The sequence below is a fragment of the Schaalia sp. JY-X169 genome (assembly GCF_014069575.1).
Lineage (GTDB): Bacteria > Actinomycetota > Actinomycetes > Actinomycetales > Actinomycetaceae > Scrofimicrobium.
This window is the reverse complement of the sequence record NZ_CP059675.1, coordinates 110,096-132,341: the sequence shown is the minus strand read 5'-3', so window position 1 is coordinate 132,341 and position 22,246 is coordinate 110,096. Positions and strand designations below refer to the sequence as shown.

Here is a 22,246-nt window from a genome sequence, read left to right as displayed (position 1 = left end):
CACAGCTTAGGTTTTGATGACCAAATCGGCTAGAGTTCGCGGGCTGTTATGCGCCCAATGCTCACGTTCGGAGCGGTTCCACTGCTCCCAAAACGGGGCGTAGAGTTCCCCATCTCGCGCCAGTCCACGAGCGCGAGCCTCCTGCGGGTCGGCCTCGACCCAAATGCTCAGGGTTGCGTTCGCAGCCGTCGTCGGGGTGAGCGCGCCGCACCCCTCGATGATCCACGGCTCAGCCGGGTCCAGCACCACTTCCTCGGCATACCTTTCGCGAACCCAGTCCCACCTCGTGTAACTGTCACGCACACCTCGCAGCAGTTCCTCAGCCACAGCCGTTCCTTCGGCGAGGCCGTCCCACCCGGGGACCCAGTCCTCGACGCTGAGAACTCGGACATTCAGAAGTGAGCCAAGCTTGTTCGCAAGGGTTGTCTTGCCACTTCCGGAAGGTCCGTCAATGACGATTCGCGCGGGCTGATCTGCCATGGCCTCATCCGATCCCGAAGAGGGAGAACGTCCCCACCGCTGCCGCGACGCCGAGGGCGATGGCTGGAACGAGGGCGCAGACCGCAACCATAACCGCGTCGACCCTAGACAGCCGTGACACCCTGGCGTTTGAGCGCGGGATGTCAGACCCAAATCCCCGGGCCTCCATCGACACAGACAGGGAGTCAGCCCGGCGCAAAGCAAAGGTGGTCAGTGAGAAGGCGGCCTTCGCGAAGTGTGCACCGTCCATTCCCCTGGATCGGCGCGCCCTCTTCAACGCTGCCCAGTCGCTGAGCATCAGACCCACCATGCGCACTGCCGCAAGCGAAGAGAGAACGAATCGGGACGGCAGGTGAACCACCTGGGTGAGGGAATCCGCGACCTCGGTGGAGCCCAAACTGGGCAGGATAACAACCGCGGGGAGGCCAACGGCGAGCACACGCAAAGACATCGATAGCGCCAGGGTCACCGAGTTTTGGCTGATCACCACGGGTCCCCAAGCCGCGTAGATCTCCCCGCCGGGTGCCGCGTAGAGCAGCATGGAAACCGCGGCTAGCGGCGCCGCTACTAGCAGTGGGGAGAGTCGAATAAGAAGTGTTCGAGGGCGCAATCGCGCCAGCGGCAGCAGCATCATCTCAAGCAGCAGGGCAATGCCAGCTGAGACCGGGTCGATACTGAGCATGAGGGGGATGGTCATGAGGAGCAGGCCGAGTAGTTGCGCCGCGGGATTGACGCGAGACAGGGGTGTTCGGGGTTGGCTTACGACCCGGGTTGGCGCCTGAGCAATGGGCGTTGCGCCAGCGGCGTCCTCGATCTCGATGACACCCTCACCAAGGGCCCGCACCAAGTTCTTGTCGTGCGTGATGATGATCAGCGTGGTCCCGCGTCCTCGCGCCTCAACAAGGAGGGAAACCAGGTCCACCCAGGTGTTGAAATCTTGCCCGAAGGTCGGCTCGTCAAGCACCACAACCTCGGGCGCCGCGATCAGTGCGGTTCCAACGCCGAGGCGGCGCCGCTCCCCACCGGACAGCGACAGTGGGTGAGCCGCCCGTAAGTGACGCAGGTGCAGCAGGTCCAAGTACTTGTCGACGCGCGCGGCGATCTGGTCACCGCCCAGTCCGGACAGCTTCGGACCGAGCGCCAGTTCGTCCTCAACGGTGGAGGTGAGGAACTGGTATTGGGGTTCCTGAAACACCATCGAAATGCGGCCGAGCAGCTCCACCGGCGACCAGTCGGTCGGCTTATCGCTATGCACAGAAGTGTTGACATTGGCCGCGTTGCACACCTGCGGCCCCGCGTGAACGGCACCCGACCGTGGCTGCAGGAGACCCGCAAGCGTCAGGGCCGTAGTCGTTTTCCCCGCCCCATTGGGACCGACAACGCAGGTTGAGCGTCCTCGTTCAAAAGTTAGGTCGAGGCCAGTGAGGACCGCCGAGCCATCTTTGTAACCAACCGCAAGATCCGTGGTTGTCAGCGCCGCGCCGAGGTCCTGCGACCGACCGGGTCCGCTGCGCGGCGGGAGGAACTGGAGGGGGTCATCCCCCGGAATCCATACCCCCGCCTCACGCAACGTAGCGCCATGATCGGCAATCACCCGTCGTGGTGGGCCGTCGGCCACCACCCCACCCTCAGTGAGCACAATCAGGCGGTCCGCGCGGTCAATCCACGGGGCCAGGTTATGTTCAACAATGATCAGGGTCGCGCCCGACTGGTTCGCCAGATCCTCAGTTGCCCGGCGCACCTCTTCCGCGCCGTGGGTGTCCAGGTTTGCGGTGGGCTCATCCAGCAGCATGACCCGCGGCCGCATGGCGAGGGCGCATGCCAGGGCCAGACGCTGCTTCTCACCACCTGAAAGGTGCGAGGTCGGGTGGTCCAGAGGATAGCCGAGGCCGACCACGGCCAACGCATCCTTGACCCGCGGCCAGATCTGCTCTGCCGGGAGACCAATGTTCTCAAGGCCAAACGCGACCTCGTCCCCCAGCCGTCCCATCACCCTCTGTGTTTCCGGGTCCTGTTGAACGAGGCCGACATGCCCGCGCACCATCGGGGAAGATGCAGGCATGCCCGCGATGGTGAGGGTGCCTGCGCTTTCGCCCTCGTCCTCCCCCAAAACCCCGGCGATCCCGTGGAGCAAAGTGGACTTACCCGCCCCCGAGTTGCCAACAATGAGGACACATTCTTGCGGCGCGATTTCCAGCGTCACGTCCCGCACCGCCCACGCCTCACGCCCCGGGTGACGCCAACCCCACCCCTGCAGACGAACTGGGGGTGCGACGAGGTCCGCGACCGGATTCTGTGGGAGTGGGGAAGTCATCTCTAGACCCGCTTTTGAAGGTCGCGTCCCGACGCGAACCTGTTAAGCGCACCCGTCTTGGCGAGGGCGCGCACCAGGAAGTAGGACCCCAGGCCAGCAATGATGATGCCGGACGTGATGGTGGCTGACCAGTAGATGAGGTTGAAGAGGAAGGACTTGGCGAAGTTGCCGGAGGTCACGCCCTCGAGAAGCATCGCGCCAACTGCGGCAAAGGATCCCGACAGCGCGGCGACACCCGGGCCGAAGCGGCGGTAGCGGAACAGGGCGAAGGCCAGCTCGGCTCCGGCGCCCTGGATGAGCCCAGCGATGAGGGCCTCTGCGCCCCACTGCGAACCCAGCGCCATGGACACCACCGCAGCCAGGGTCTCCACAAAAATGGCGGCACCCGGTTTGCGGATCACCAGGGCGCCGAGCGGACCACCCATGAGCCACACGCCGGAGACAATCCCGCCAACACCGGGGGTGAGCGCATCCAAAGCCGTGAACCCGGCGTAACCCACCTGATTCCACAGAAGGAAAATCACACCCATCACGGCGCCTAGCACCGCTGCCGTAACAATGTCGACAACGCGCCACCTGTTGGCATGCAACCCAAACTCAGAGCCCGCATTCACCAGAGAACCTCCCGCACTAGACAAAACCCAGTCGTAGCCGCGAGGTCGCACTTCCTACGCCGGTACTAACCGGATCAGGTTCGACGGTCGGGAACTGCTGTTCCCCTCTCACCCCGCTTCAGGGGCCCCGTGGCTTCTTCCACCTTAGACCCTTTGCCACCGAGGACGAAAGTCCGTCCAACCCGCTTGACGGTGACATACCCCCCGTCGTGTGCTCGTGTGGAAGGGCTCGGAAGTCGCCGCGCTTGTTTATAGTGGTAGGGGCGAGCATTGCATCAAATTCAAGGGAGCATTCATGCGAATTGGAGTACCAGCTGAGAAACCAGATCAACCTCTGGTCGCTGCCACCCCAGATACGGTCACAAAACTAATCAAGCTGGGGTACTCCGTCCTCGTTCAAGCAGGAGCTGGCGCACTTGCTTCCTACCCGGACTACCAGTACGAGGACGCGGGCGCGCAAATCGTCGACCGGGATGCCGTCTACCACGCTGACATTGTGCTCACTCTTGACGCACCGGAACCGTACGACCTCGAAAAGATGCACAAAGACTCCGTGCTTGTCTCCCGCCTGGCACCAGCCCGGAATGAAGCGCTCATGGAAACGTTCGCCGGGCTGAACATCACGGCGTTGGCCATGGATGTCGTGCCCCGCATTTCTCGCGCGCAAGCAATGGATGTGCTGTCCTCGCAGGCCAACGTTGCCGGATACCGCGCCATCATCGAAGCGGCGAATGAGTTTGGCAGGCTCTTCACGGGTCAGGTCACGGCCGCCGGGAAGATGCCGCCCGCCCACGTTTACGTCATTGGCGCAGGTGTTGCCGGACTAGCGGCAATTGGCACCGCAAACTCGATGGGTGCAGAAGTCTTCGCTTCAGATGTGCGCCCGGAAGTGGCAGAGCAGGTCAACTCGATGGGTGCGCGGTTCGTCCCCCTGCTCGCAGTCCAAGAGAAGTCCGAGGACGGTTACGCGAAAGCAATGACCGCGGAGCAGGCAAAACTCGCTAACGAGGTTTACGCTAAGCAGTCCGCCACCTGCGACATTGTCATCACGACAGCGAACATTCCCGGCCGCACCTCCCCCATCCTCCTGGATGACGAAGCAATCGCGGCCATGAAGCCCGGAAGTGTCATCGTCGATATGGCGGCCGCGAACGGCGGGAACACCACGCAGACCGTTGCCGGGCAGAAAGTAGTTACCGACAACGGTGTCACCATCATCGGATGGACAGATCTGGCGGGACGACTTCCGGCGCAGTCCTCGCAGCTGTACGCGCAGAACGTCGTCAACCTACTCAAGCTCATGACACCTGAGAAAGACGGGCAGTTGGTCATCGACCTCAACGATGAGATCGTTCGGACCATCACCCTGACGGATGATGGGCAGATCCTCTGGCCTCCCCCACCCATTCAAGTCTCTGCCGCCCCCGCGGCGGCAACTGAGGACCCGGTTGACCACGCCAAAGCCGCAGCGGATGCCGCGCGAGAGGCAGCGGCAGCGAAGCAGAAGCGGTTCGCTTGGATCGGCCTTGCCGTGGTTGTGGCAGCCGCCCTCGTCCTCGTCACCCCCACAATGGCGTTGGGACACTACATGGTGTTCGTTCTGGCGATTGTCGTTGGTTTCTACGTCATCACGGGTGTTGCGCACTCGCTGCACACGCCGCTGATGTCAGTAACGAATGCCATCTCCGGCATCATCTTGGTCGGGGCAATCAGCCAGGTAGGTTCTTCAAACCTGGCTGTGACGATCATTAGCTTCCTCGCGATCGTCGTTGCGTCCATCAACATCTTTGGTGGGTTCCGCGTCACCGGCCGCATGCTGACCATGTTCCAGAAGGGCTGAGCGAAACAATGATTGCACTGCTTCCCACATTCGTAGTTCCCGCCGTTGTTGACCAGGGGTGGAGTGAACCGTCCTACTGGACCGGCCACATCGTCACGCTGGCCTACATTGTTGCCGCCATCCTCTTCATCTTGTCTCTGCGTGGCCTGTCATCCCACGAAACCTCACGCCAAGGGAACAACCTGGGGATCACCGGAATGACCATTGCACTGGCCGCGACGATCCTGGCCGCACTGACCGGCGAACCGGGACGCGGTGTGTTAGTCACCGCTCTTCTCATTGGTGTTGCCATGCTGATTGGCGCCACGATTGGGCTGTGGCGCGCTGCCAAGGTTGAAATGACGGGCATGCCTGAACTGATCGCCCTGCTGCACTCCTTCGTCGGGTTGGCGGCTGTGCTGGTTGGTTTCAACTCGTTCCTGGCTCCGGATCCAGAGGCCATCCTTCTGGGTGGGTTCCATATGGGCGAGGTATTCCTGGGTGTCTTTATCGGGGCGGTGACCTTCACCGGCTCGATCGTTGCCTACCTGAAACTGTCCGGGAAAATCTCGGGAGCGCCCCTAATGTTGCCGGCGCGCAACATGTTGAACCTGGGCGCCATTGTTATCTCCCTGCTGCTCATGGTGTGGTTCATTGCCGCAGGTCACAGCAACTGGGCCTGGTTCCCGTTTATCGCAATGACCGTGATCGCCCTCGCCCTCGGCGTTCACCTGGTTGCGGCCATTGGTGGCGGGGATATGCCGGTCGTGGTTTCAATGCTGAACTCATACTCGGGGTGGGCTGCCGCAGCTGCGGGGTTCATGCTCAACAACGACCTCCTGATCATCACGGGTGCCCTGGTTGGCGCGTCGGGTGCCTTCCTGTCGTTCATCATGTGCCGGGCCATGAACCGGTCGTTCATCTCCGTCATCCTGGGCGGATTCGGAACCGGCGAGTCGACGGCCGCATCGGGCGAGGTCGATGGGGAATACCAAGAGATCAATGCCGAGCAGGTTGCTGCAATGCTGGCAGGCTCGCGCAAAGTGATGATTACCCCCGGCTACGGGATGGCGGTCGCGCAGGCACAGTACCCGGTCGCAGAACTCACGTCAGCACTGCGTGACATGGGGGTCGAGGTCGAATTCGGCGTTCACCCGGTTGCCGGGCGCCTCCCCGGTCACATGAATGTCCTCCTTGCGGAGGCCAAGGTTCCCTACGACATTGTCATGGAAATGGATGAGGTCAATGACGACTTTGGTGACGTCGACACCGTCCTCGTCATTGGAGCGAACGACACGGTCAACCCTGCGGCTGAAGAGCCCGGGTCGCCGATTGCGGGCATGCCGGTCTTGAAGGTGTGGGAGGCGCAGAATGTTGTCGTCTTCAAACGTTCAATGGCCACGGGTTATGCGGGGGTGCAGAACCCGTTGTTCTTCAAGGAGAACTCGCACATGCTGTTCGGGGATGCTAAGGACTCTGTCGACAAGATTGTGGCGGCGGTGAAGCAGGGCGTCTGACCGGGCCGCGAGTATGGCCTAGGCAGGCAGGAACTCGAACTCGACCTCGACCTCGACCGTTGCGTTGAGGGGTAGGGCTGCAACACCAACAGCGGAACGCGCATGGCGGGAACCAAAGATGCCTTGAAGTAGGTCGGATGCGCCGTTGATGACTGACGGCTGAGCGAAGTAGTCCTCCGTCGAAGCCACAAAACCAACGACCTTAACAGCCCGGACTAGACGGTCCACTCCCCCAACTGCGGCGGCAGCTGCGGCTAGAGCATTGAGTGCGCACTGCCTGGCAGCGGCGTAGGCAAGATCATCCGTCACGGCAACTGTGCCGCACTTACCTGTTAGAAGCAGGTCGCCATCCTTCATGGGCAGCTGGCCTGAGGTTCGCACCAGCGACCCAAAGACAACGGCCGGGGCGTACGCGGCAACCGGTGCGGCAACCGGGGGTAGCTCGATGCCGAGTTCTTCCAAACGTTGCGATATTGCCATTGGTTTACTCCCTCAGGATTCGGGCCCGCGGTGGGCGGGTGGGTGTCACCCACAACATTAGACGGGTTCGTGCCACCCGGAACAGTATCTGGGGTGTCTCGCTCGCGTCCTCGTTCGCCTCCTAGTCTTCCCCGCACCACCCTCCCCGCACCAGAAATTCGTGACTCTTGGCGCATGTCCACATTCGGCTAACACTTGGCGTCAAACTCGGATACCCTTGTATGCGTAGTTTCAACTTGAATAGAAGTACCCAGCGGATTCGCCGCGGTGTGCAACGAAGAAGTTTTACTGCAACCAGGTCCGACGGGCTTGGTTCCACACCGGCAGCACAAGAAAAGAGAATCCACATGGCTGACGTAACAACTGGAATCGTAAAATGGTTTAACTCCCAGAAGGGCTACGGCTTCATTAGCCCCGAGGACGGCTCGGAAGACGTATTTGCGCACTACCGCAACATCGTTGGTTCCGGTCACCGTAACCTCGAAGAGAACCAGCGCGTCGAGTTCAGCATTGAACAGGGCGACAAGGGTCTCATGGCCACCAACATCAAGGTCCTCGACTAGTAGAGCTTGGTCTTCGACCATAGCGCGAAGGTATCGATCGCAACGCTAGGTCATCGACCTCTAGCACTGAGGTCTGAACCATTCAGGCCTTCGAAGCACTCCCTAGGAACTCCGATTTGATCGGATGCCCCGGGGAGTGTTTCTGCGTTAACACCTGGCGCGAGCCTTCTAACCGGCCAAGACCCAAGCACGCTCTCAGCCTCGTGCCTAAGGTTGCCGGATCACCTAACGTTGCCGCCGTCCCCTATGGTTGCCGGTTTCCGTCGAATTTTCGGGCAACCTTACGTGATCCCGGCAACCTTACGTGAGGGCGGCAACCGAGGCAGGGCGTCAGCCGCGTCAGCGGCGTTCCGCGTCAGCGGCGTTCCGCGTCAGCGGCGTCAGCCGCGTCAGCCGCGTCAGCGGCGGCCCGCGCCCGCGCCGCCACTTCGGAGCGCCTTCCAAAACATCTGCACCGCCACAAACGTCAAGAACACAGCAAAGGCAATGTTCGCAGCCATTGGAGACACTGCCGTCGCAACCATTGAGCCCACGAATGTTGTCACGCAGGCCGGTAGACCAACCGCAAGAGCAGCAGAAAGATCCACATTCTTCGCCCGATAGTTCGACAAAGTCCCCGTCAGGGACGTCGGGATCATCACCAACAGTGAGGTTCCCTTTGCAACCAGATCGCTGGCCCCGAACAAGAGCATCAGTGCGGGAACAATAATCACTCCGCCCCCAACTCCCAACAGGCCCGCCAAGATACCCGTCACGATCCCAAGCAGGATCATCGCTGTCGCCGTCAGCCAAGTGATGTCCAGGGCAGCATCCCGATCCGGTATCACCAAGAACAAGCTGACGATCACCACGACGATGAAGACAGCAAACCCAATCTGAAGTGGCTTCGCGGGAAGCTTGCGTAGTAGCCGCGTCCCGATCCTGGCCCCAAAGACAGAGCCAACCGCCACCAGAATCGCAGCGGTCAGCGACACGTTCCCGTTGATTGCGTACGAAACAACCCCGACCAAAGCCAGGGGAAGGATTGCAGCCAACGAAGTACCCGCAGCCAACTTCTGGTTGAACTTCAAGATCAGCAGCAGGCCAGGAACAATCAGGATCCCACCACCAACACCAAACATTCCCGACAGGAACCCGGCCGCTAAGCCCAACGCCACCAGCTCCACCCACTGCGCTGACTTACGCGCGTCGGTTCCCACTTCACTCATACCTGTCATCACCGGCCTTTCGACACCACTCTAGCCGCGGCCGCCACTGCCCCAACTTCACGCTGGAGGGCCCGTCTTCAGAATGTGATGCTGGGGCAGTCCTTGAGCACACCATTCAATGCCTGCTGCTCATCCCGCGTCACCGTGAGATTCCACTTGTATTTCACTGCCACCTGACGGGCAGCGTAATCACACCGGTACCCCTTGTTGTCCGGCAACCACTGGTCTGCAGTGGATGCACCTTTGATTTGGTTCGCCGCGCCCTCGACCGCAAGAAGGTTCAGTGGGTCGTTGGCGAACCTAAGACGATCCTCAGCATTCCACTGCCATGCTCCGGACTGCCACCCGTTCGCCAAAGCAACCACATGGTCAATTTGAACTGCAGCGCTTGTCTGCTCACCGCGTTGAAAAACAATGGTTGTGTCCGTGTAAGGATCTTCAAGAATCCCACCCTGCACAACACAGGCGCGCGCATCAGATCCGAAGTCGAGGTCGGTTAGGTCCCTTGCCAGAATCTCATTACGCGTGTTGCAACCATCAGCATCCAGATCTGCCCAACCGTCCCCAAACTGCGCTCGGGAGTATGGTGGTGCATCGCCTAAGTCCCCACCCTCTGCCACCTCAAGGGAAGCCAACTGACGAAGAGGTTCCGAGGCCGATGCATCAATTTCTATCGAACGATCAGAAGTGAACCCATTGAGGATCTGCGGAAGGAGCATCCAGGCTGCGAGCGCGAGGACGGCCACCGCCACAAAAACCCTCATGGCGGATGGACGACGCGAATCCTGCTTGCTTTTTCTCACCACCCCATTGTGCAGAAGTTCGCGAGGCCTGAGGTAACTTCGGACCTCAACATGGGGATAACTTCACTATCCACAGGACATCCAACACGATCAACTAAAGAGTTTTCCACCGTCCGGGTCGTATGGGTCGATTAGTCCTGGGAAGTTATTGCGCACGTTTCCCACCGCGGGCGCCACCATCCGCGGAGCGAGGGGGGCCGGTGGAATGGCAGCGATCAGCTGCGCAACCTTGTCCTTATCGGTCAGTTCCTGATCCAGCCACATCCCCCACAGCGAACGTGGCACAAATACAGGCATCCGGTCGTGGATGTGACCGAGTGTGTCATTAGCAGACCGTGTTAAGAGTGCGACGGTCGCGGGCGCTGGAAGCTCCAGTTTCCCGGCCTCGCCACTTTGGTCACCAGAAGCTGGCCACTCATAGATGCCGGCCATCGCCATCACGGGCTCGCTGCCAGGTGGAGCCGGGTTCCCATCAGAATCGGCGAGACTGAGGAAGTACGGTTGCTTCTTCCCATCACGCTTCTTCTGCCACTCAAAGTAGCCATTCGATGGCACCAGACAGCGCCGCTTCTTCGCGGCTGCTGAGAAGACTGGCTTCTCCGTCACCGTCTCCGCCCGAGCATTGATCAGCGTCTTGAACCCTTCCTTCGCCCAGAAGGGCACGAATCCCCACTTTTGGTTGGTGAGGAGACGCTCCGCTTCCACGTCGGAACGCACCGCGCGAATCAGCTCGGATGGTGCCTGGTTGTACGAGGGCGCGTGCTCCCCCTCAACCAAATCGATATCAAACAGGGTCGCCAGTTCCGCGTCGTCCGCGTACATCGTGAATCTTCCGCACATACCCCATTGTCTCCCGCCACCCCGCGAAATGTATACGTAGCGCGCCTAGTCCTCCCTGGGCGTCCCCGACTGCGGGTTCTCCCGAGCCCGCTGCGCCAAACGCGCCTTGAGCTGCGCGGGGGTCTCAGCGAGCGACCAATCAGAATGCACCGGCAACTGCCATTTGCGCCAGTGCGCCACAACCGTGAACGACGACCCGACAACGGTCGCCAGAATCATCCCCCAGGTGGGGCTCCCCAGGCTGTACAGCAGCACCATGATTGCCGCTGACACCAGCGCCGGGGTCGCGTAAAGGTTATTCCCCCCGAAAACCATGGGCACGTTTCCCGCCGTAACGTCACGAATCATTCCCCCGCCGACAGCGGTCGTGATCCCAAGGAGCAACGCTGGCATGATCCCAAACCCAAGCGCAAGCGTCTTCATCGCGCCCGTCGCCGCCCAGCATCCGAGGACGGTGCCGTCCGCGATGATGAGTGCGATCCTCCAGAACCTGGAACTCAACTTCCAGAAGAAGGCGATCCCCGCACCCACCAGTGCCGTGGAAATATACAGCGGGTCTGTCAGAGCCACGGGTGGCCCGTGCTGCAGCATCACGTCGCGCACAATGCCGCCTCCCATAGCGGACATGATGGCCAAGATAACGAACCCAACCGCATCAAAGTGCTTGGTTCGCGCTAGCTTCCCACCGAGGATTCCGTTCAGCAGCACACCGGTCAGGTCGATGAAACGGAAAATGTCATTGACCTCAATGCCGTAGATTTCAGCCAGGTCCATAGCCGCGCCCTACGCAACCGTTCCGAACAGGTTACCCAGCGCGAACGTGATACCCGCAGCGGTCAGGCCGATTGCCAACTGCCGCAGTGCACCAAGCCACGGCGCCCGTCCGGACATGATTCCCACCAGGCCACCTGTCATGAGTAGCGCAACTCCCACAATCGCCAGAGAAACAAGAATGGCCGCATACCCCGACATTCCAAAGACATACGGCACCAAAGGGATCACCGCACCGACGGCAAAGAAGAAGAATGATGCCAAAGCCACTTGGAATGGACGGCCCAGGTTCTCGGCAGAATCGTCTTTGGCAGCCACGCCTTGCGGCGCAATTAGTTCGAGGGCGACCGTCCCCGTGTCCTCCCCCGGAGGTCCCACGGACTCGAAGATCGCTCGCGCATGTGCGTGTGCCTCTTCGGAGGTTTCCCCTCGGGCCCGGAACAGTAGCACCAGCTCATTTTCTTGCACGTCCAACTGCTTTACCGACCGCGGGTTGAGCGGTTCGGGCGTTGAGGCCTGAATAAGTTCCCGCGCACTGGAAACACTGATCCACTCTCCAGCCGCCATCGACAAAGACCCGGCCAAGAGACCCGCAATACCTGTGGTGAGCACCCAACCGTTGCCCATACCTGCACCGGCAACGCCAAGGATCAGCGCCAGGTTGGAAACCAACCCGTCGTTTGCCCCAAAGATCGCAGCCCTGAAGTTGCCCGCAATCTTGTTGCGGGACGCGGTGGCGATTGTGCGAACGACTTCCCCGTGGATGCGTTCATCAGCAACCATCTGCTCGGTCGCATCCGCATCCGTCTCATAGTCCGACCTCTGTTCAGACCTTTGGACGAGGGCGAGCGTGAAGACCGACCCAAACCGGCCCGCCAGCCCTGCGAGCATCCGCGAGTAGAGTCTGGGTCGAGGCGCCGGCTCGGCATGCTCACCCAAGAGCGTCAACCAGTGCTTCTCGTGACGCTTCTCCGCATCCGCCAGCTCAAGCATGAACTCACGAACTTCGCCCTCTTCGCGCGCCGCCAGGTTGCGGTAGGTTTGCGCTTCAATGCGCTCTTCGGCCAGGTGACGCCGCCACCTCTTTATCTGTTGGCGTGTTGGCCGAGGGCGTGGCTCCAGCGGTGTGGTTATGGCATCCACAACATCAGCCATGACTCTTGCCCTGCTAGTCGGTTGTCGACGGAATCTCAGCGGTGGTGACACGCGCTTCGACTATGAGCGGTTCCTGCCCGGCCCCCACAATCGTGCGGTACACGGATGAAGCCGCGCGGTCCGTCAGTTCTTCACCCTTGGAGCGCACCAGCCCAGACGCGTGATCTGCAGCCGCTTCAATGGGACGGGACACCACCCGCGTGTTGCGCAGCCAGCGCATCCCCGAAGCAAATGTCTCATACGGTTTCGGGCCCAGTTTGGAACCGAGTAGAACTCCCACTGTCAGTCCCGCCGCAAGCGTGAACTTCGTGCCCATTACGCAACCCATCCTTGATTAGTCGTGGCGCCAACCCAGTCAGCACATTTCATCCCTGCACGCCCGGGTAAAGGCACCGCAGTGTTTCCGCGACAATCCTACCGGTACCCTCAGTGTCGTCCACGGGCTGGACTGTGACATCGAGTGTTGCGGCGAGGGCGACCGGCCGCCCATCGCCGTCCGCAATGATTGCTAGGTCCCCACGCTTGGGGAGGTCCCCGTCCTCGGGGTAGGAAGAGAGGGGTTCCGACACCACCAGTGTTGCATCGGCAACCAGTTGCTTCACCAACGCGGTTGCCTCCGTCGTGTCACCGCTAAGGTGCATCCACGGGGGAATCATTGTTGATGCCTGCTGTTGACCGAAGATCCCCTCAAGGGTTGCCCAGCCGACGTGGTCCCGAGCAAATGCCCAGAAGTCCGCTACGACCTCGTCCGAGGGTTGCAATGGCACGGTCGACGCATCGGCGTTGGTATCGTTCTTCATCCGACCAGACTAGGCGATTGTTGTTTCGCTGACGAGTGAATGTCTATGACTCACCTCGCGAGAGGATGCCATTATTCCCGAATCCGGCTAGTTTGGAAGGGTGAGCGAGGTCGAGATCATAACGCCCCGAGGGATTACCCTACGGGGTACTTTCGTGGACCCTGTTGATTCCACCGATGCAGCCGTCATCTTCTCTCATTCCTTCCTGTGTGACCGCGCCTCCAGCCCCCACTTCCCGATCTTGGCTGCCAAGTACCGCGCCCTCGGCTATGCAACGCTGATCTTTGATTACTCCGGTCATGGCGAGTCTGACGATGATGCGATCACGTCTGACCGCCGTATTGAGGACCTGCGGGCCGCTTCCGGATGGCTTGCTGACCAGGGTTTCACAAGGCAGCTTCTTCACGCCCACTCCTCGGGCTCCATCTCAGCTCTGCGCGCCCGACCGAAGGCTGTCAAGGCACTGTTCCTGTCCAGCCCCGTCCTGGGTCCGCTTGATTTTGATTGGGAAAAGATCTTCTCTCCCAGCCAGCTTGAGGAACTTGAGAAGAAGCATGAGACCTTCATTTTTGAGGACACGGCGGGAAGTCGCACCCACTTCCATGTCACACAGAAAACCCTGATCGACCTGTCACTCAACACCCCGGAGAGACTTCTGGAGAACCTGGAACAACCCGCCCTGATCGTTTTTGACCGCGTCGATATTGAACGTGGCTTCGATTCAGAGGTGGCGGATTTCTTCCGTTTCCTTCCCGACGGGTCACGACTGGAGATCGGGTCGGACAGGGACTTCAGTGACGAGGACGATTTGCTCGTCATGTGGGACCTGGCCAAAAAGTGGGTGAAGGCGCAGGTGCCCATCGTCAGGCCCAGGCGGTGAGTGGGCCGCGGAACGGACGAGGCCGCCCGAAGAAGCCTCGCGATTACACGTTTGGTCCGGCCCAGTTGGCAGCACGCGCCGCTGCCCTGCCGGTCGTCAGCTATCCTGACCTGCCGGTCAGCGCGCGCCGCAAGGACATTGCAGACGCGATTCGTGACAACCAAGTAGTGATTGTTGCCGGTGAAACCGGGTCGGGTAAGACCACACAGATTCCCAAGATCTGCTTGGAGTTGGGCCGCGGTATCGCAGCCATGATTGGTCACACCCAACCGCGTCGCCTCGCTGCCCGCGCGGTGGCGGAACGCATCGCCGATGAGTTGGGCCAGAAGGTCAGTAAAGAGGTTGGCGACGTTGTTGGCTACCAGGTGCGGTTCACCGACGAGGTCGGACCAACCACCCTGATCAAACTAATGACCGACGGCATCCTGCTGGCTGAAATGGGGGCCGATCCCCTTCTGCGCCGCTATGACACGATCATTGTGGATGAGGCTCACGAGAGAAGCCTCAACATTGACTTCATCCTGGGCTACCTGGGCCGACTGCTCCCCCAGCGCCGCGACCTCAAGGTCATCATCACGTCGGCGACCATTGATTCCCAGCGCTTTGCCGACCACTTTGAGAAGCAGAGTGGGAAGCCTGTCCCTGTCATCGAGGTCTCCGGTCGTGCTTACCCCGTCGAGGTCCGCTACCGTCCACTGTCCGCTGACCTTGCCGCGCCCGACACTGCCGCACCAGGGGACGAGGGCGGCCCGGCTCCGGATGAGTCCATCCTTTCCCTTGGCACCGCCCTGCACCCCGAACCAGACCCCGGGGAGTTCGCTACCTACGGCTACGGCCTCGGCGACGACCTAGACCTGGAGGCCGCCCTCACCCACGCCGTTGACGAACTGCTTGGTGAGAGCCGCGGCGACATCCTGGTGTTCCTTCCCGGCGAACGCGACATTATTGAGGCCACCACGGCCCTCAAGGAACACTTGGGCAACCGCTATGTAGCTGATGAGCGCGACCCGCACCGTCCCGACGGCGTCGAAGTCCTCCCGCTGTTTGCGCGCCTCAGCGCTGCTGACCAGCACCGCATTTACGCCCCTCATTCTCTGCAGCGCGTCATACTGGCAACCAACATTGCGGAAACATCACTGACCGTCCCGGGGATCCGTTACGTCATTGATGCGGGGCTTGCCCGCATTAGTCGCTTCTCAAACAAGACGAAGGTGCAGCGCCTTCCCATCGAACCTGTCTCGCAGGCCTCCGCGGCCCAACGGGCGGGACGTGCCGGCCGCACCAGTGATGGCATTGCGATTCGCCTCTATTCCGAACGCGACTTCGCATCCCGCCCCCACTACACGGAGCCGGAGATCCTGCGTACTTCCCTGGCTTCAGTCATCTTGCAGATGAGTGCCCTGGGCCTTGGTGAAGTCAAAGACTTCCCGTTCCTCGACGCACCCAATCCACGGGCGGTTCGCGACGGAATCCAGCTTCTCACCGAGATTGGCGCCCTCGACAACGACGGCAAAATCACCGCGATGGGCCGCCGCCTGGCCACTCTTCCCATCGATCCACGCCTGGGCCGCATGTTGGTCGAGGCCGACAGGAATGGGTGTGCGTCAGACGTCCTCGTCATTGTTGCAGCACTATCGATTCAGGATCCCCGGGAACGACCGCCCGAGTTTCAGGAGGCCGCCGACCAGTCGCATCGTCGCTACGTCGACCCCACCTCAGACTTCATCACCTACCTCAACATGTGGCGTTACCTGGGCGTTCAGTCACGTGACTTGTCGGGCAGCGCCTTCCGCAGAATGTGCAAGCGGGAGTTTTTCCACTACCTGCGTTACCGCGAATGGCGTGACATCGTTGGACAACTGCGGCAAATGTGCCGTCAGGTGGGGATTCACGTTGAACCCTTGGGCCTGCCGTCGACGACCTTCATCAACTCGCTGCGCGAGGACGCGAACCCCGTTGTTAGCGCCGTCCTTGAGTTCGGGCGCGGCAGTAAGACCGCTGATGCGGATGAGATTCACCGCTCAATCCTCTCCGGACTGCTTTCCAACATTGGCATGTGGGACGAACCGAAACGGGAGTACGCGGGGACACGTGGATCTCGTTTCACCATTTGGCCGGGGTCTGCCCTGAAAAAACGCCGTCCCGAGTGGATTATGGCCGCCGAACTGGTGGAAACGTCCCGCCTGTTTGCCCGCACTGTCGCCGGCGTGAAGCCGGAGTGGATTGAGAAGTACGCGGGCGACCTGGCCAAACACATCTACTCAGAGCCGGTGTGGTCGAGGGCGCGCGGTAGTGCGCAGATTTCCGAAAAAGTCACCCTCTATGGTCTGACCCTGGTGGCCGGACGCATGATCCCACTGACTCGGCTTCGCAACACCGTCCTCGGCCGCGAACGGGGTGGAACTGCCGCGGAATCCCTGGAGCGGCTCACCGAGGCGTCCTCGTCCCTGACTGCCCACGACCTTGCCCGTGAAATGTTCATCGCCAATGCCCTGGTGGATGGGGATTGGCGTGAGCAGCACCTGGCGTTTGTGAAACATAACCAGGGGGTCATGGAAGAGGCTGAGCGCCTGGCACAGCGCATGCGTGACCCTTCACTGGTGCCGGATGAATCGGTGCGCTACAAGTTTTTTGCCGCACGGATCCCACAGACAATCACGTCGGCAGCGGGCTTTTCGAAGTGGTGGAAGAACCGCCGCACCGAGGAGCCAACCCTTCTCAACTACCGTCTTGAAGACCTGCTGCCCTCCGGCGCGCTCCTGGACCCGAACGCGTTCCCGAACGTGTGGCGTTCTGGCGACTTGGAGTTGGATATTCGCTATGCCTTCACCCCGGGTTCGAACGAGGACGGAGTAACCATTGTCATTCCCCTCTCCGTGCTTCCGCGCGTCAAGGATGAGGGGTTTGACTGGCTGGTTCCCGGCCTCCTTGAGGAACTCTGTGTGGCGATGATTCGCGGGCTCCCCAAGCAGAAGCGGCGCTTTCTGGCGCCCGCGACCCAGACCGGGAAAGAGATTGCCACTGCCCTGCAGAAAGTGCGGGATGGGCAGGACACTTCGCTGAGCGGCGCGACTGACACTGACCCGGGAAGTGGGGCTTCCGAGGCCGACGACCTGCCCGAAGAGGCCAACCCGTACTCTTTGGAGGCGTCCCTGGACCGCCTGCGGTCTTGGGGGGCAAGGAGTGGGAACGTCTCACAGGGCGCGGCGTCTGCCCAGCAGCGGGCGGCGCAGTCCGCTAGTTCCGCCGCGCCCGCGCAGTCCGCTAGGTCCGCCGCACCCGAGTCGGCGCCGTCCGCTGAATCCACGCCGCGCCGGGCGCGTACCGTGCCCAACTTCCAGGCCTCTTTCATCCGCGCCGTACGGGATCGCAGCGGCATTGACCTGAGCCGTGACGACGTCAAAGAGGCCGCAGACAAACTACCCGCTCACCTGCGGATTGGCTTCAACGTCCTCGACGACCGGGGCGCAGTGATCGGCGCGTCCGATTCCCTACCTTCCCTGCAGCAGCGCTTCTCAAAGAAGGCGGGGGCCGCCCTTGCGACAGCCGTACAAGAGGCGCTGCAGACCGCTCGTGAGAGGACCTCGTCCAAGCAACGAGCACAAAAGCGATCCCAGCCCACCCAAACGACGCGGGCGATCACGCAAGCTGGACTCGGCGCAAGGGGACTGCAACTCGGGAGTGAGCTCACATCCGAGGACGTCGCCGGTCTTCCAACCGACGCCCTCCCCCGAGTCCTTGAGGCCGAAGATGCTGACGGACTACTGGTACGCGGCTACCCTGCCCTGGTCGTGAAGTCGGCTCCGGTCGTGCCGTCCGGCCGCGCCCCCGGAACCGGCACCACTGCGACTCCACTGGCCATTCGGATTCTTCCCACCAAGGATGAGGCCATTCATGAACACAATGCGGGCCTGACCGCCCTGATGCTGGCGAAACTGCGCCTCGATACCGGGCGCATCACTAGTCGGTGGACTGGCAGGCAGGCGCTGTTGCTAGCCGGATCGCCCTACCCGGATACGCCCTCGTTGGTAGAGGACGCGCAGAGGGCGGCGGTTCGTTCACTGCTCAGCCGCGCCCCAACACGTCCCGAGGACGTGCGGGACGAAGCGGCCCAAGAGGCGCTGCAGGCGTGGATGCGGGACCGGTTTGAAGATGAGGTTCACGCCATCCTTCTGCGCGTGACAAAAGAGGTTGAAGCCTACGCTACCTTCCAGGAAGCCTGCCAAAACCACAGCCAAGACACGTACAAGTACGTCCGCCGCGAGGCGACGCGCCACGCCAAGTCCCTCTTCAACGCCGGGTACTTAGGGAACCAGGACCTTGCCGTTGCACCGCACGTGGCCCGGTACTTACTGGCCGATGCGGAACGTGTCAATCGCGCTTCCCGCGGCCCTGGCGAACTGCAACGCGACAGGACGAATGCCGCCGAACTTGCCGGAGTTGAAGCGGCTATCGCCGCCGCCCGGCAGCGCATGGAAGCCCGCCCCTACTCGCTGAAGCACGATCGCGAACTGGCTGAAATTGGGCTGCTCGCCGAGGAACTTCGTGTCTCTCTGTTCGCTCAAAACCTGGGCACTTCGGCTAGGGTTTCTTCCCAACGCCTACTTCGCCGACTGGAGACTCTGGAACAACAGTGACACCCGCGGAACACTTTGACCCCATGACATTTGCCCAGGAAACACTGGATGTCTGGGGTCTGACCACATGGACCCTGCGCTGGGACCGCGCCAAGCGCCGCGCCGGGGCCTGCGACCATGCGCGCAATCAAATCAGACTCTCCAAGCCACTTTTTGACGTGTTTCCCGAGGACGCCCAACGCAACGTCATCCTGCATGAGGTCGCGCACGCCCTCGTCGGCCCACAGCACAAGCACGATAGACGCTGGAAGCAAGCCGCAATCATGCTTGGAGCACAGCCGCGCGCACTGCTGCCCTCCTCGCTTCCGGAGCCCCAGTGTTCCTGGGTGGGGCGCTGCCAGCGGTGCGGTGCAGAACGCAGACTGCATTCCGCCCCGCGCCGGGTCACCTCATGCGCCAGGTGTTGTAAAGAGTTCGACTTGGACTTGATTTTTGCCTGGTACCACCATGGTCACCCGGAGATTCCCCCGGGTCGGTATGCCAAAGAACTGACACAGATTCGACGCCAACGGCGGTTCAGCTAGGGTTACGGCATGCCGGATATCGCAACCACACCGATGCCCACGGAATCCACCGCCGACGTCGAACATGAGCTGTCTGGACAACTGCGCGCAGATGTCCGCCTGCTCAGCACCCTCCTTGGCAAAGTCCTGCGGGAAAGCGGCTCACCTCGGTTGTTCGAGGACGTTGAGGCCCTGCGTCACGCCACCATCCGCGCTTACAGGGACCCGACGCGTGAGTCGTTCGAGGACGCCGCGCGCATAGCCGAGTCCTTCACGGTGCAGCGAGCGGACGAGGTCGCCCGGGCCTTCACTGTCTACTTCCACCTGGTCAACCTTGCGGAAGAGCTACAGCGCGTGCGCCTGGTTCAAGAGGGGCGCCCGGAGATTGAGGGCGATACGGACACCCTCCCTAAGGCTTTCGCCAAACTGTCTGAAGAGATCGGTGAGGATGAGGCCCATGCCCGCTTCCAGAACCTGCGTTTCCACCCTGTTTTCACAGCCCACCCAACAGAGGCACGGCGTCGCGCGGTCTCTTCGAGTATTCGCCGCCTCTCTGAACTGCTGGCTGAACGCACGGTAGTTGAGGCCGATGTGGCCGCCCAGCGGCGCATTACCCGCCGCCTCATGGAAGAGATTGACACCCTGTGGCGCACCTCCCCCGTCCGCACCACTAAGCCGGGACCCGTAGATGAGGTTCGCTCGATCATGTCGATCTTTGACGAAACCCTTTACACCACCATTCCCCGCATCTACCGCTATGTTGATGACGCCCTGCAGGGTGAGGCCGCGGGGTGGAAGCAGCCGGTCGTGCCGCCCTTCATGCGTTTGGGAACCTGGGTTGGGGGTGATCGCGACGGCAATCCCTTCGTGACGGCCTCGGTAACCAAGAAGGCGATGGCCATCGCATCGGACCACGTCCTGCGCGGCCTTGAGACTTCGGCCGAGCGCATCGCACGCACCATCACTCTGGATTCTGAGGAAACTCCTGCGTCGGACGCCCTCGTTCACCTTTGGCAACAGATGGCGGCAGCGGACGAGGACGGAGCGGCCGACGCCTCTGTTCGCGCCCCTGGTGAGCCGCACAAGCAGGTGTTGACGCTGGTAGCCCGGCGGATTTCTGCGACACGTGCCCGCCACGCTGACCTGGGATATGCGGACCCGGAAGAGCTGTTGGGTGAGCTGGCAGTGGTTCAAGATTCGTTGCTGCTGGCGGGTGCGAACCGGCAGGCTTACGGCAGCTTGCAGGGGTTGATCTGGCAGATTGAAACCTTTGGTTTCCATTTGGCGGAGCTTGAGGTGCGCCAGCACTCTGCGGTCCATGCCCGCACTCTGGCGGCACTTGAAGCAGGCGAAGACCTCAGCGCCGAAACCGAAGAGGTTCTTGAGGTTTTCCGCGCTGTCGCACAGTTGCAGCGCCGCTATGGGCTGCGCAGCGCTGGGCGCTACATCGTTTCGTTCACGCAGTCGGCGGATGATCTGGCGGCCGTGTACGCCCTCGCCGAATATTCCGGGGCCAACCCGGTCCTTGATGTCATCCCGCTTTTCGAGACCTTCAATGACCTGAACAATGCGCCACAGATTCTTGAGGACGCCCTGGCGGACCCCCGGTTTGCAGCGCGCCTGGAACAGACCGGCGGGAAGATCGAAGTGATGCTGGGGTACTCCGATTCGTCCAAGGACGTCGGGCCCCTGGCAGCGAACCTTGCGCTTTACGAGGCGCAGCAGGCAATTGCGCAGTGGGCGCAGGGCCACGACCTCGAACTAACGCTCTTTCACGGCAGGGGTGGGGCGCTTGGGCGTGGCGGCGGGCCCACCAACACCGCGATCCTTGCCCAGCCGCCACACTCTGTCGACGGACGTTTCAAGTTGACAGAGCAGGGCGAGGTGGTGTTTGCGCGCTACGGAGATCCGACAATTGCGATGCGCCACATCGACCAGGTTGCAGCGGCGACCCTGGCGGCTGCTGCGCCCTCGATCGAGGCCCGCAATGTTGAGGCTGCGCAGAAGTATGCGCAGATGGCGGAGCTACTCAGCGTGACCTCGCGGGACCGCTTCGATTCCCTGGTGCAAGCCCCGGGTTTTGCGCCGTGGTTCGCAACTGTCACGCCGATGGAGGAGATTGGGCGCCTGCAGTTGGGATCGCGCCCCGCGCGGCGTGGGCTGTCCGTGGAGTCGCTAGAGGACCTGCGGGCCATCCCCTGGGTGTTCGCATGGTCGCAGGCCCGCATCAACCTGGCTGGATGGTTTGGGTTGGGGAGCGCCCTCGAAGCAGTCGGTGACGTGGAAGTGCTGCAGCGCGCCTACGAAGAGTGGCCGCTGCTGCGCACAGTTGTCGACAACGTGGCGATGAGCCTGGCGAAAGCTGATGCGCGCATCGCGGCAGAATACCTGCGGCTTGGGGATCGGGATGACTTCACCGCGATGATCCTGGAGGAAATGGAACTAACCCGCTCTTGGCTGGCGCGGATTGTTGGCGGAGAGGTGCTGCTGTCGAACCGTCCAGCCCTGCAAACCGCGGTTGAGCTGCGCAGCCCCTATGTGGATGCGCTCTCTTTGCTGCAGCTGCGGGCGCTACGGGTTCTGCGAACCCAGGAAGCGCCGACGGTCGACACTTCGGATTGGGAGCACCTGTTGCTGCTGTCCGTCTCCGGGGTTTCGGCGGGACTGCAAAATACGGGCTGATCTGCGGCGTGCCGTGAAATGTATACGTGGGGGCGAAATGATCGCGTGGGGTACGTACCCCACGCTCACTCTGGTTCCCCACGTATACATTTCACGACGCGGCGGCTGGGATGCAGGGCGCATCCCACCCTCGCCCCACTGTGACAAGTTATATATCGAGGCGACCTATCGGTTCGATAC

General features: G+C 61.6%; 18 protein-coding genes and 1 riboswitch. Of the genes, 7 read left to right on the top strand and 11 right to left on the bottom strand.

Annotated elements, in window-relative coordinates:
• Positions 1-6: 6 nt before the first annotated feature.
• Genes H2O65_RS00580 through H2O65_RS00570 form a run of 3 tightly spaced genes read right to left on the bottom strand, consistent with a single transcriptional unit; the run spans position 7 to position 3,408 of the window.
• Entirely contained in the window at positions 7-480 is a 474-nt protein-coding gene (locus H2O65_RS00580) for an AAA family ATPase (RefSeq protein WP_182141701.1), read from the bottom strand.
• Between the two features lie 4 nt (positions 481-484).
• Positions 485-2,794 carry an ATP-binding cassette domain-containing protein gene (locus tag H2O65_RS00575; RefSeq protein ID WP_182141700.1) on the bottom strand — a complete coding sequence of 770 codons (2,310 nt, stop codon included), beginning with the start codon at positions 2,792-2,794 and terminating at the stop codon, positions 485-487.
• Between the two features lie 2 nt (positions 2,795-2,796).
• The gene (locus H2O65_RS00570) at positions 2,797-3,408 is read right to left on the bottom strand and encodes an ECF transporter S component (RefSeq protein ID WP_259349539.1); all 612 of its coding nucleotides are present in this window, start codon (positions 3,406-3,408) and stop codon (positions 2,797-2,799) included.
• Positions 3,409-3,442: 34 nt separating this feature from the next.
• Positions 3,443-3,548, bottom strand: a riboswitch (TPP riboswitch).
• A 155-nt stretch (positions 3,549-3,703) separates the two neighbouring features.
• On the opposite strand from H2O65_RS00570, the gene H2O65_RS00565 reads away from it, so the two are divergent.
• Together H2O65_RS00565 and pntB are read left to right on the top strand one after the other, a co-directional pair.
• A complete protein-coding gene (locus H2O65_RS00565; protein ID WP_182141699.1) occupies positions 3,704-5,248 on the top strand; it encodes a Re/Si-specific NAD(P)(+) transhydrogenase subunit alpha in 1,545 nt (514 codons plus the stop codon).
• Between the two features lie 8 nt (positions 5,249-5,256).
• Complete coding sequence (gene pntB, locus H2O65_RS00560) at positions 5,257-6,744, top strand: Re/Si-specific NAD(P)(+) transhydrogenase subunit beta (RefSeq protein WP_182141698.1); 1,488 nt, start codon at positions 5,257-5,259, stop codon at positions 6,742-6,744.
• Positions 6,745-6,762: 18 nt separating this feature from the next.
• On the opposite strand, the gene H2O65_RS00555 is transcribed toward pntB, so the two are convergent.
• Positions 6,763-7,224, bottom strand: coding sequence for a RidA family protein (locus H2O65_RS00555; protein ID WP_182141697.1), 462 nt, complete (start codon positions 7,222-7,224; stop codon positions 6,763-6,765).
• A 347-nt stretch (positions 7,225-7,571) separates the two neighbouring features.
• Between H2O65_RS00555 and H2O65_RS00550 the strand changes: the two genes are divergently transcribed.
• Positions 7,572-7,787 carry a cold-shock protein gene (locus tag H2O65_RS00550; protein WP_182141696.1) on the top strand — a complete coding sequence of 72 codons (216 nt, stop codon included), beginning with the start codon at positions 7,572-7,574 and terminating at the stop codon, positions 7,785-7,787.
• Positions 7,788-8,185: 398 nt separating this feature from the next.
• Here H2O65_RS00550 and H2O65_RS00545 read toward each other — a convergent pair whose 3' ends face one another.
• The 7 genes from H2O65_RS00545 to H2O65_RS00515 form a co-directional block, all read right to left on the bottom strand.
• The gene (locus H2O65_RS00545; RefSeq protein WP_259349538.1) at positions 8,186-9,004 is read right to left on the bottom strand and encodes a sulfite exporter TauE/SafE family protein; all 819 of its coding nucleotides are present in this window, start codon (positions 9,002-9,004) and stop codon (positions 8,186-8,188) included.
• Positions 9,005-9,072: 68 nt separating this feature from the next.
• Entirely contained in the window at positions 9,073-9,798 is a 726-nt protein-coding gene (locus H2O65_RS00540; protein ID WP_259349537.1) for an HNH endonuclease family protein, read from the bottom strand.
• Between the two features lie 90 nt (positions 9,799-9,888).
• Positions 9,889-10,638, bottom strand: a complete 750-nt coding sequence (locus H2O65_RS00535) for an SOS response-associated peptidase (RefSeq protein WP_182141695.1) — start codon at positions 10,636-10,638, stop codon at positions 9,889-9,891.
• Between the two features lie 45 nt (positions 10,639-10,683).
• Complete coding sequence (locus H2O65_RS00530) at positions 10,684-11,412, bottom strand: trimeric intracellular cation channel family protein (RefSeq protein ID WP_182141694.1); 729 nt, start codon at positions 11,410-11,412, stop codon at positions 10,684-10,686.
• 9 nt (positions 11,413-11,421) lie between these two features.
• Complete coding sequence (locus H2O65_RS00525) at positions 11,422-12,564, bottom strand: VIT1/CCC1 family protein (protein WP_182141693.1); 1,143 nt, start codon at positions 12,562-12,564, stop codon at positions 11,422-11,424.
• Between the two features lie 13 nt (positions 12,565-12,577).
• Positions 12,578-12,880: a YtxH domain-containing protein gene (locus H2O65_RS00520; RefSeq protein ID WP_182141692.1), complete on the bottom strand. Its 303-nt coding sequence runs from the start codon at positions 12,878-12,880 to the stop codon at positions 12,578-12,580.
• A 49-nt stretch (positions 12,881-12,929) separates the two neighbouring features.
• The gene (locus tag H2O65_RS00515) at positions 12,930-13,364 is read right to left on the bottom strand and encodes a hypothetical protein (protein ID WP_182141691.1); all 435 of its coding nucleotides are present in this window, start codon (positions 13,362-13,364) and stop codon (positions 12,930-12,932) included.
• Positions 13,365-13,464: 100 nt separating this feature from the next.
• On the opposite strand from H2O65_RS00515, the gene H2O65_RS00510 reads away from it, so the two are divergent.
• The 4 genes from H2O65_RS00510 to H2O65_RS00495 are packed head-to-tail and all read left to right on the top strand — an operon-like array spanning position 13,465 to position 22,066.
• The gene (locus H2O65_RS00510; protein ID WP_182141690.1) at positions 13,465-14,244 is read left to right on the top strand and encodes an alpha/beta hydrolase; all 780 of its coding nucleotides are present in this window, start codon (positions 13,465-13,467) and stop codon (positions 14,242-14,244) included.
• Positions 14,241-18,881 carry a DUF3418 domain-containing protein gene (locus tag H2O65_RS00505; RefSeq protein WP_259349536.1) on the top strand — a complete coding sequence of 1,547 codons (4,641 nt, stop codon included), beginning with the start codon at positions 14,241-14,243 and terminating at the stop codon, positions 18,879-18,881. Before H2O65_RS00510 ends, H2O65_RS00505 begins: the two co-directional genes overlap by 4 nt.
• 23 nt (positions 18,882-18,904) lie before the next feature.
• A complete protein-coding gene (locus H2O65_RS00500) occupies positions 18,905-19,405 on the top strand; it encodes a SprT-like domain-containing protein (protein ID WP_182141688.1) in 501 nt (166 codons plus the stop codon).
• Between the two features lie 9 nt (positions 19,406-19,414).
• Positions 19,415-22,066 carry a phosphoenolpyruvate carboxylase gene (locus tag H2O65_RS00495; RefSeq protein WP_182141687.1) on the top strand — a complete coding sequence of 884 codons (2,652 nt, stop codon included), beginning with the start codon at positions 19,415-19,417 and terminating at the stop codon, positions 22,064-22,066.
• Positions 22,067-22,246: the final 180 nt, after the last annotated feature.

Coding starts and splice junctions, on each gene's coding strand:
- H2O65_RS00530 (WP_182141694.1), bottom strand. CDS start 11,412: ATGGACCTGGCTGAAATCTACGGCATTGAGGTCAATGACATTTTCCGT.
- H2O65_RS00580 (WP_182141701.1), bottom strand. CDS start 480: ATGGCAGATCAGCCCGCGCGAATCGTCATTGACGGACCTTCCGGAAGT.
- H2O65_RS00535 (WP_182141695.1), bottom strand. CDS start 10,638: ATGTGCGGAAGATTCACGATGTACGCGGACGACGCGGAACTGGCGACC.
- H2O65_RS00495 (WP_182141687.1), top strand. CDS start 19,415: ATGCCGGATATCGCAACCACACCGATGCCCACGGAATCCACCGCCGAC.
- H2O65_RS00545 (WP_259349538.1), bottom strand. CDS start 9,004: ATGACAGGTATGAGTGAAGTGGGAACCGACGCGCGTAAGTCAGCGCAG.
- H2O65_RS00555 (WP_182141697.1), bottom strand. CDS start 7,224: ATGGCAATATCGCAACGTTTGGAAGAACTCGGCATCGAGCTACCCCCG.
- H2O65_RS00520 (WP_182141692.1), bottom strand. CDS start 12,880: ATGGGCACGAAGTTCACGCTTGCGGCGGGACTGACAGTGGGAGTTCTA.
- pntB (WP_182141698.1), top strand. CDS start 5,257: ATGATTGCACTGCTTCCCACATTCGTAGTTCCCGCCGTTGTTGACCAG.
- H2O65_RS00550 (WP_182141696.1), top strand. CDS start 7,572: ATGGCTGACGTAACAACTGGAATCGTAAAATGGTTTAACTCCCAGAAG.
- H2O65_RS00525 (WP_182141693.1), bottom strand. CDS start 12,564: ATGGCTGATGTTGTGGATGCCATAACCACACCGCTGGAGCCACGCCCT.
- H2O65_RS00565 (WP_182141699.1), top strand. CDS start 3,704: ATGCGAATTGGAGTACCAGCTGAGAAACCAGATCAACCTCTGGTCGCT.
- H2O65_RS00500 (WP_182141688.1), top strand. CDS start 18,905: ATGACATTTGCCCAGGAAACACTGGATGTCTGGGGTCTGACCACATGG.
- H2O65_RS00575 (WP_182141700.1), bottom strand. CDS start 2,794: ATGACTTCCCCACTCCCACAGAATCCGGTCGCGGACCTCGTCGCACCC.
- H2O65_RS00515 (WP_182141691.1), bottom strand. CDS start 13,364: ATGAAGAACGATACCAACGCCGATGCGTCGACCGTGCCATTGCAACCC.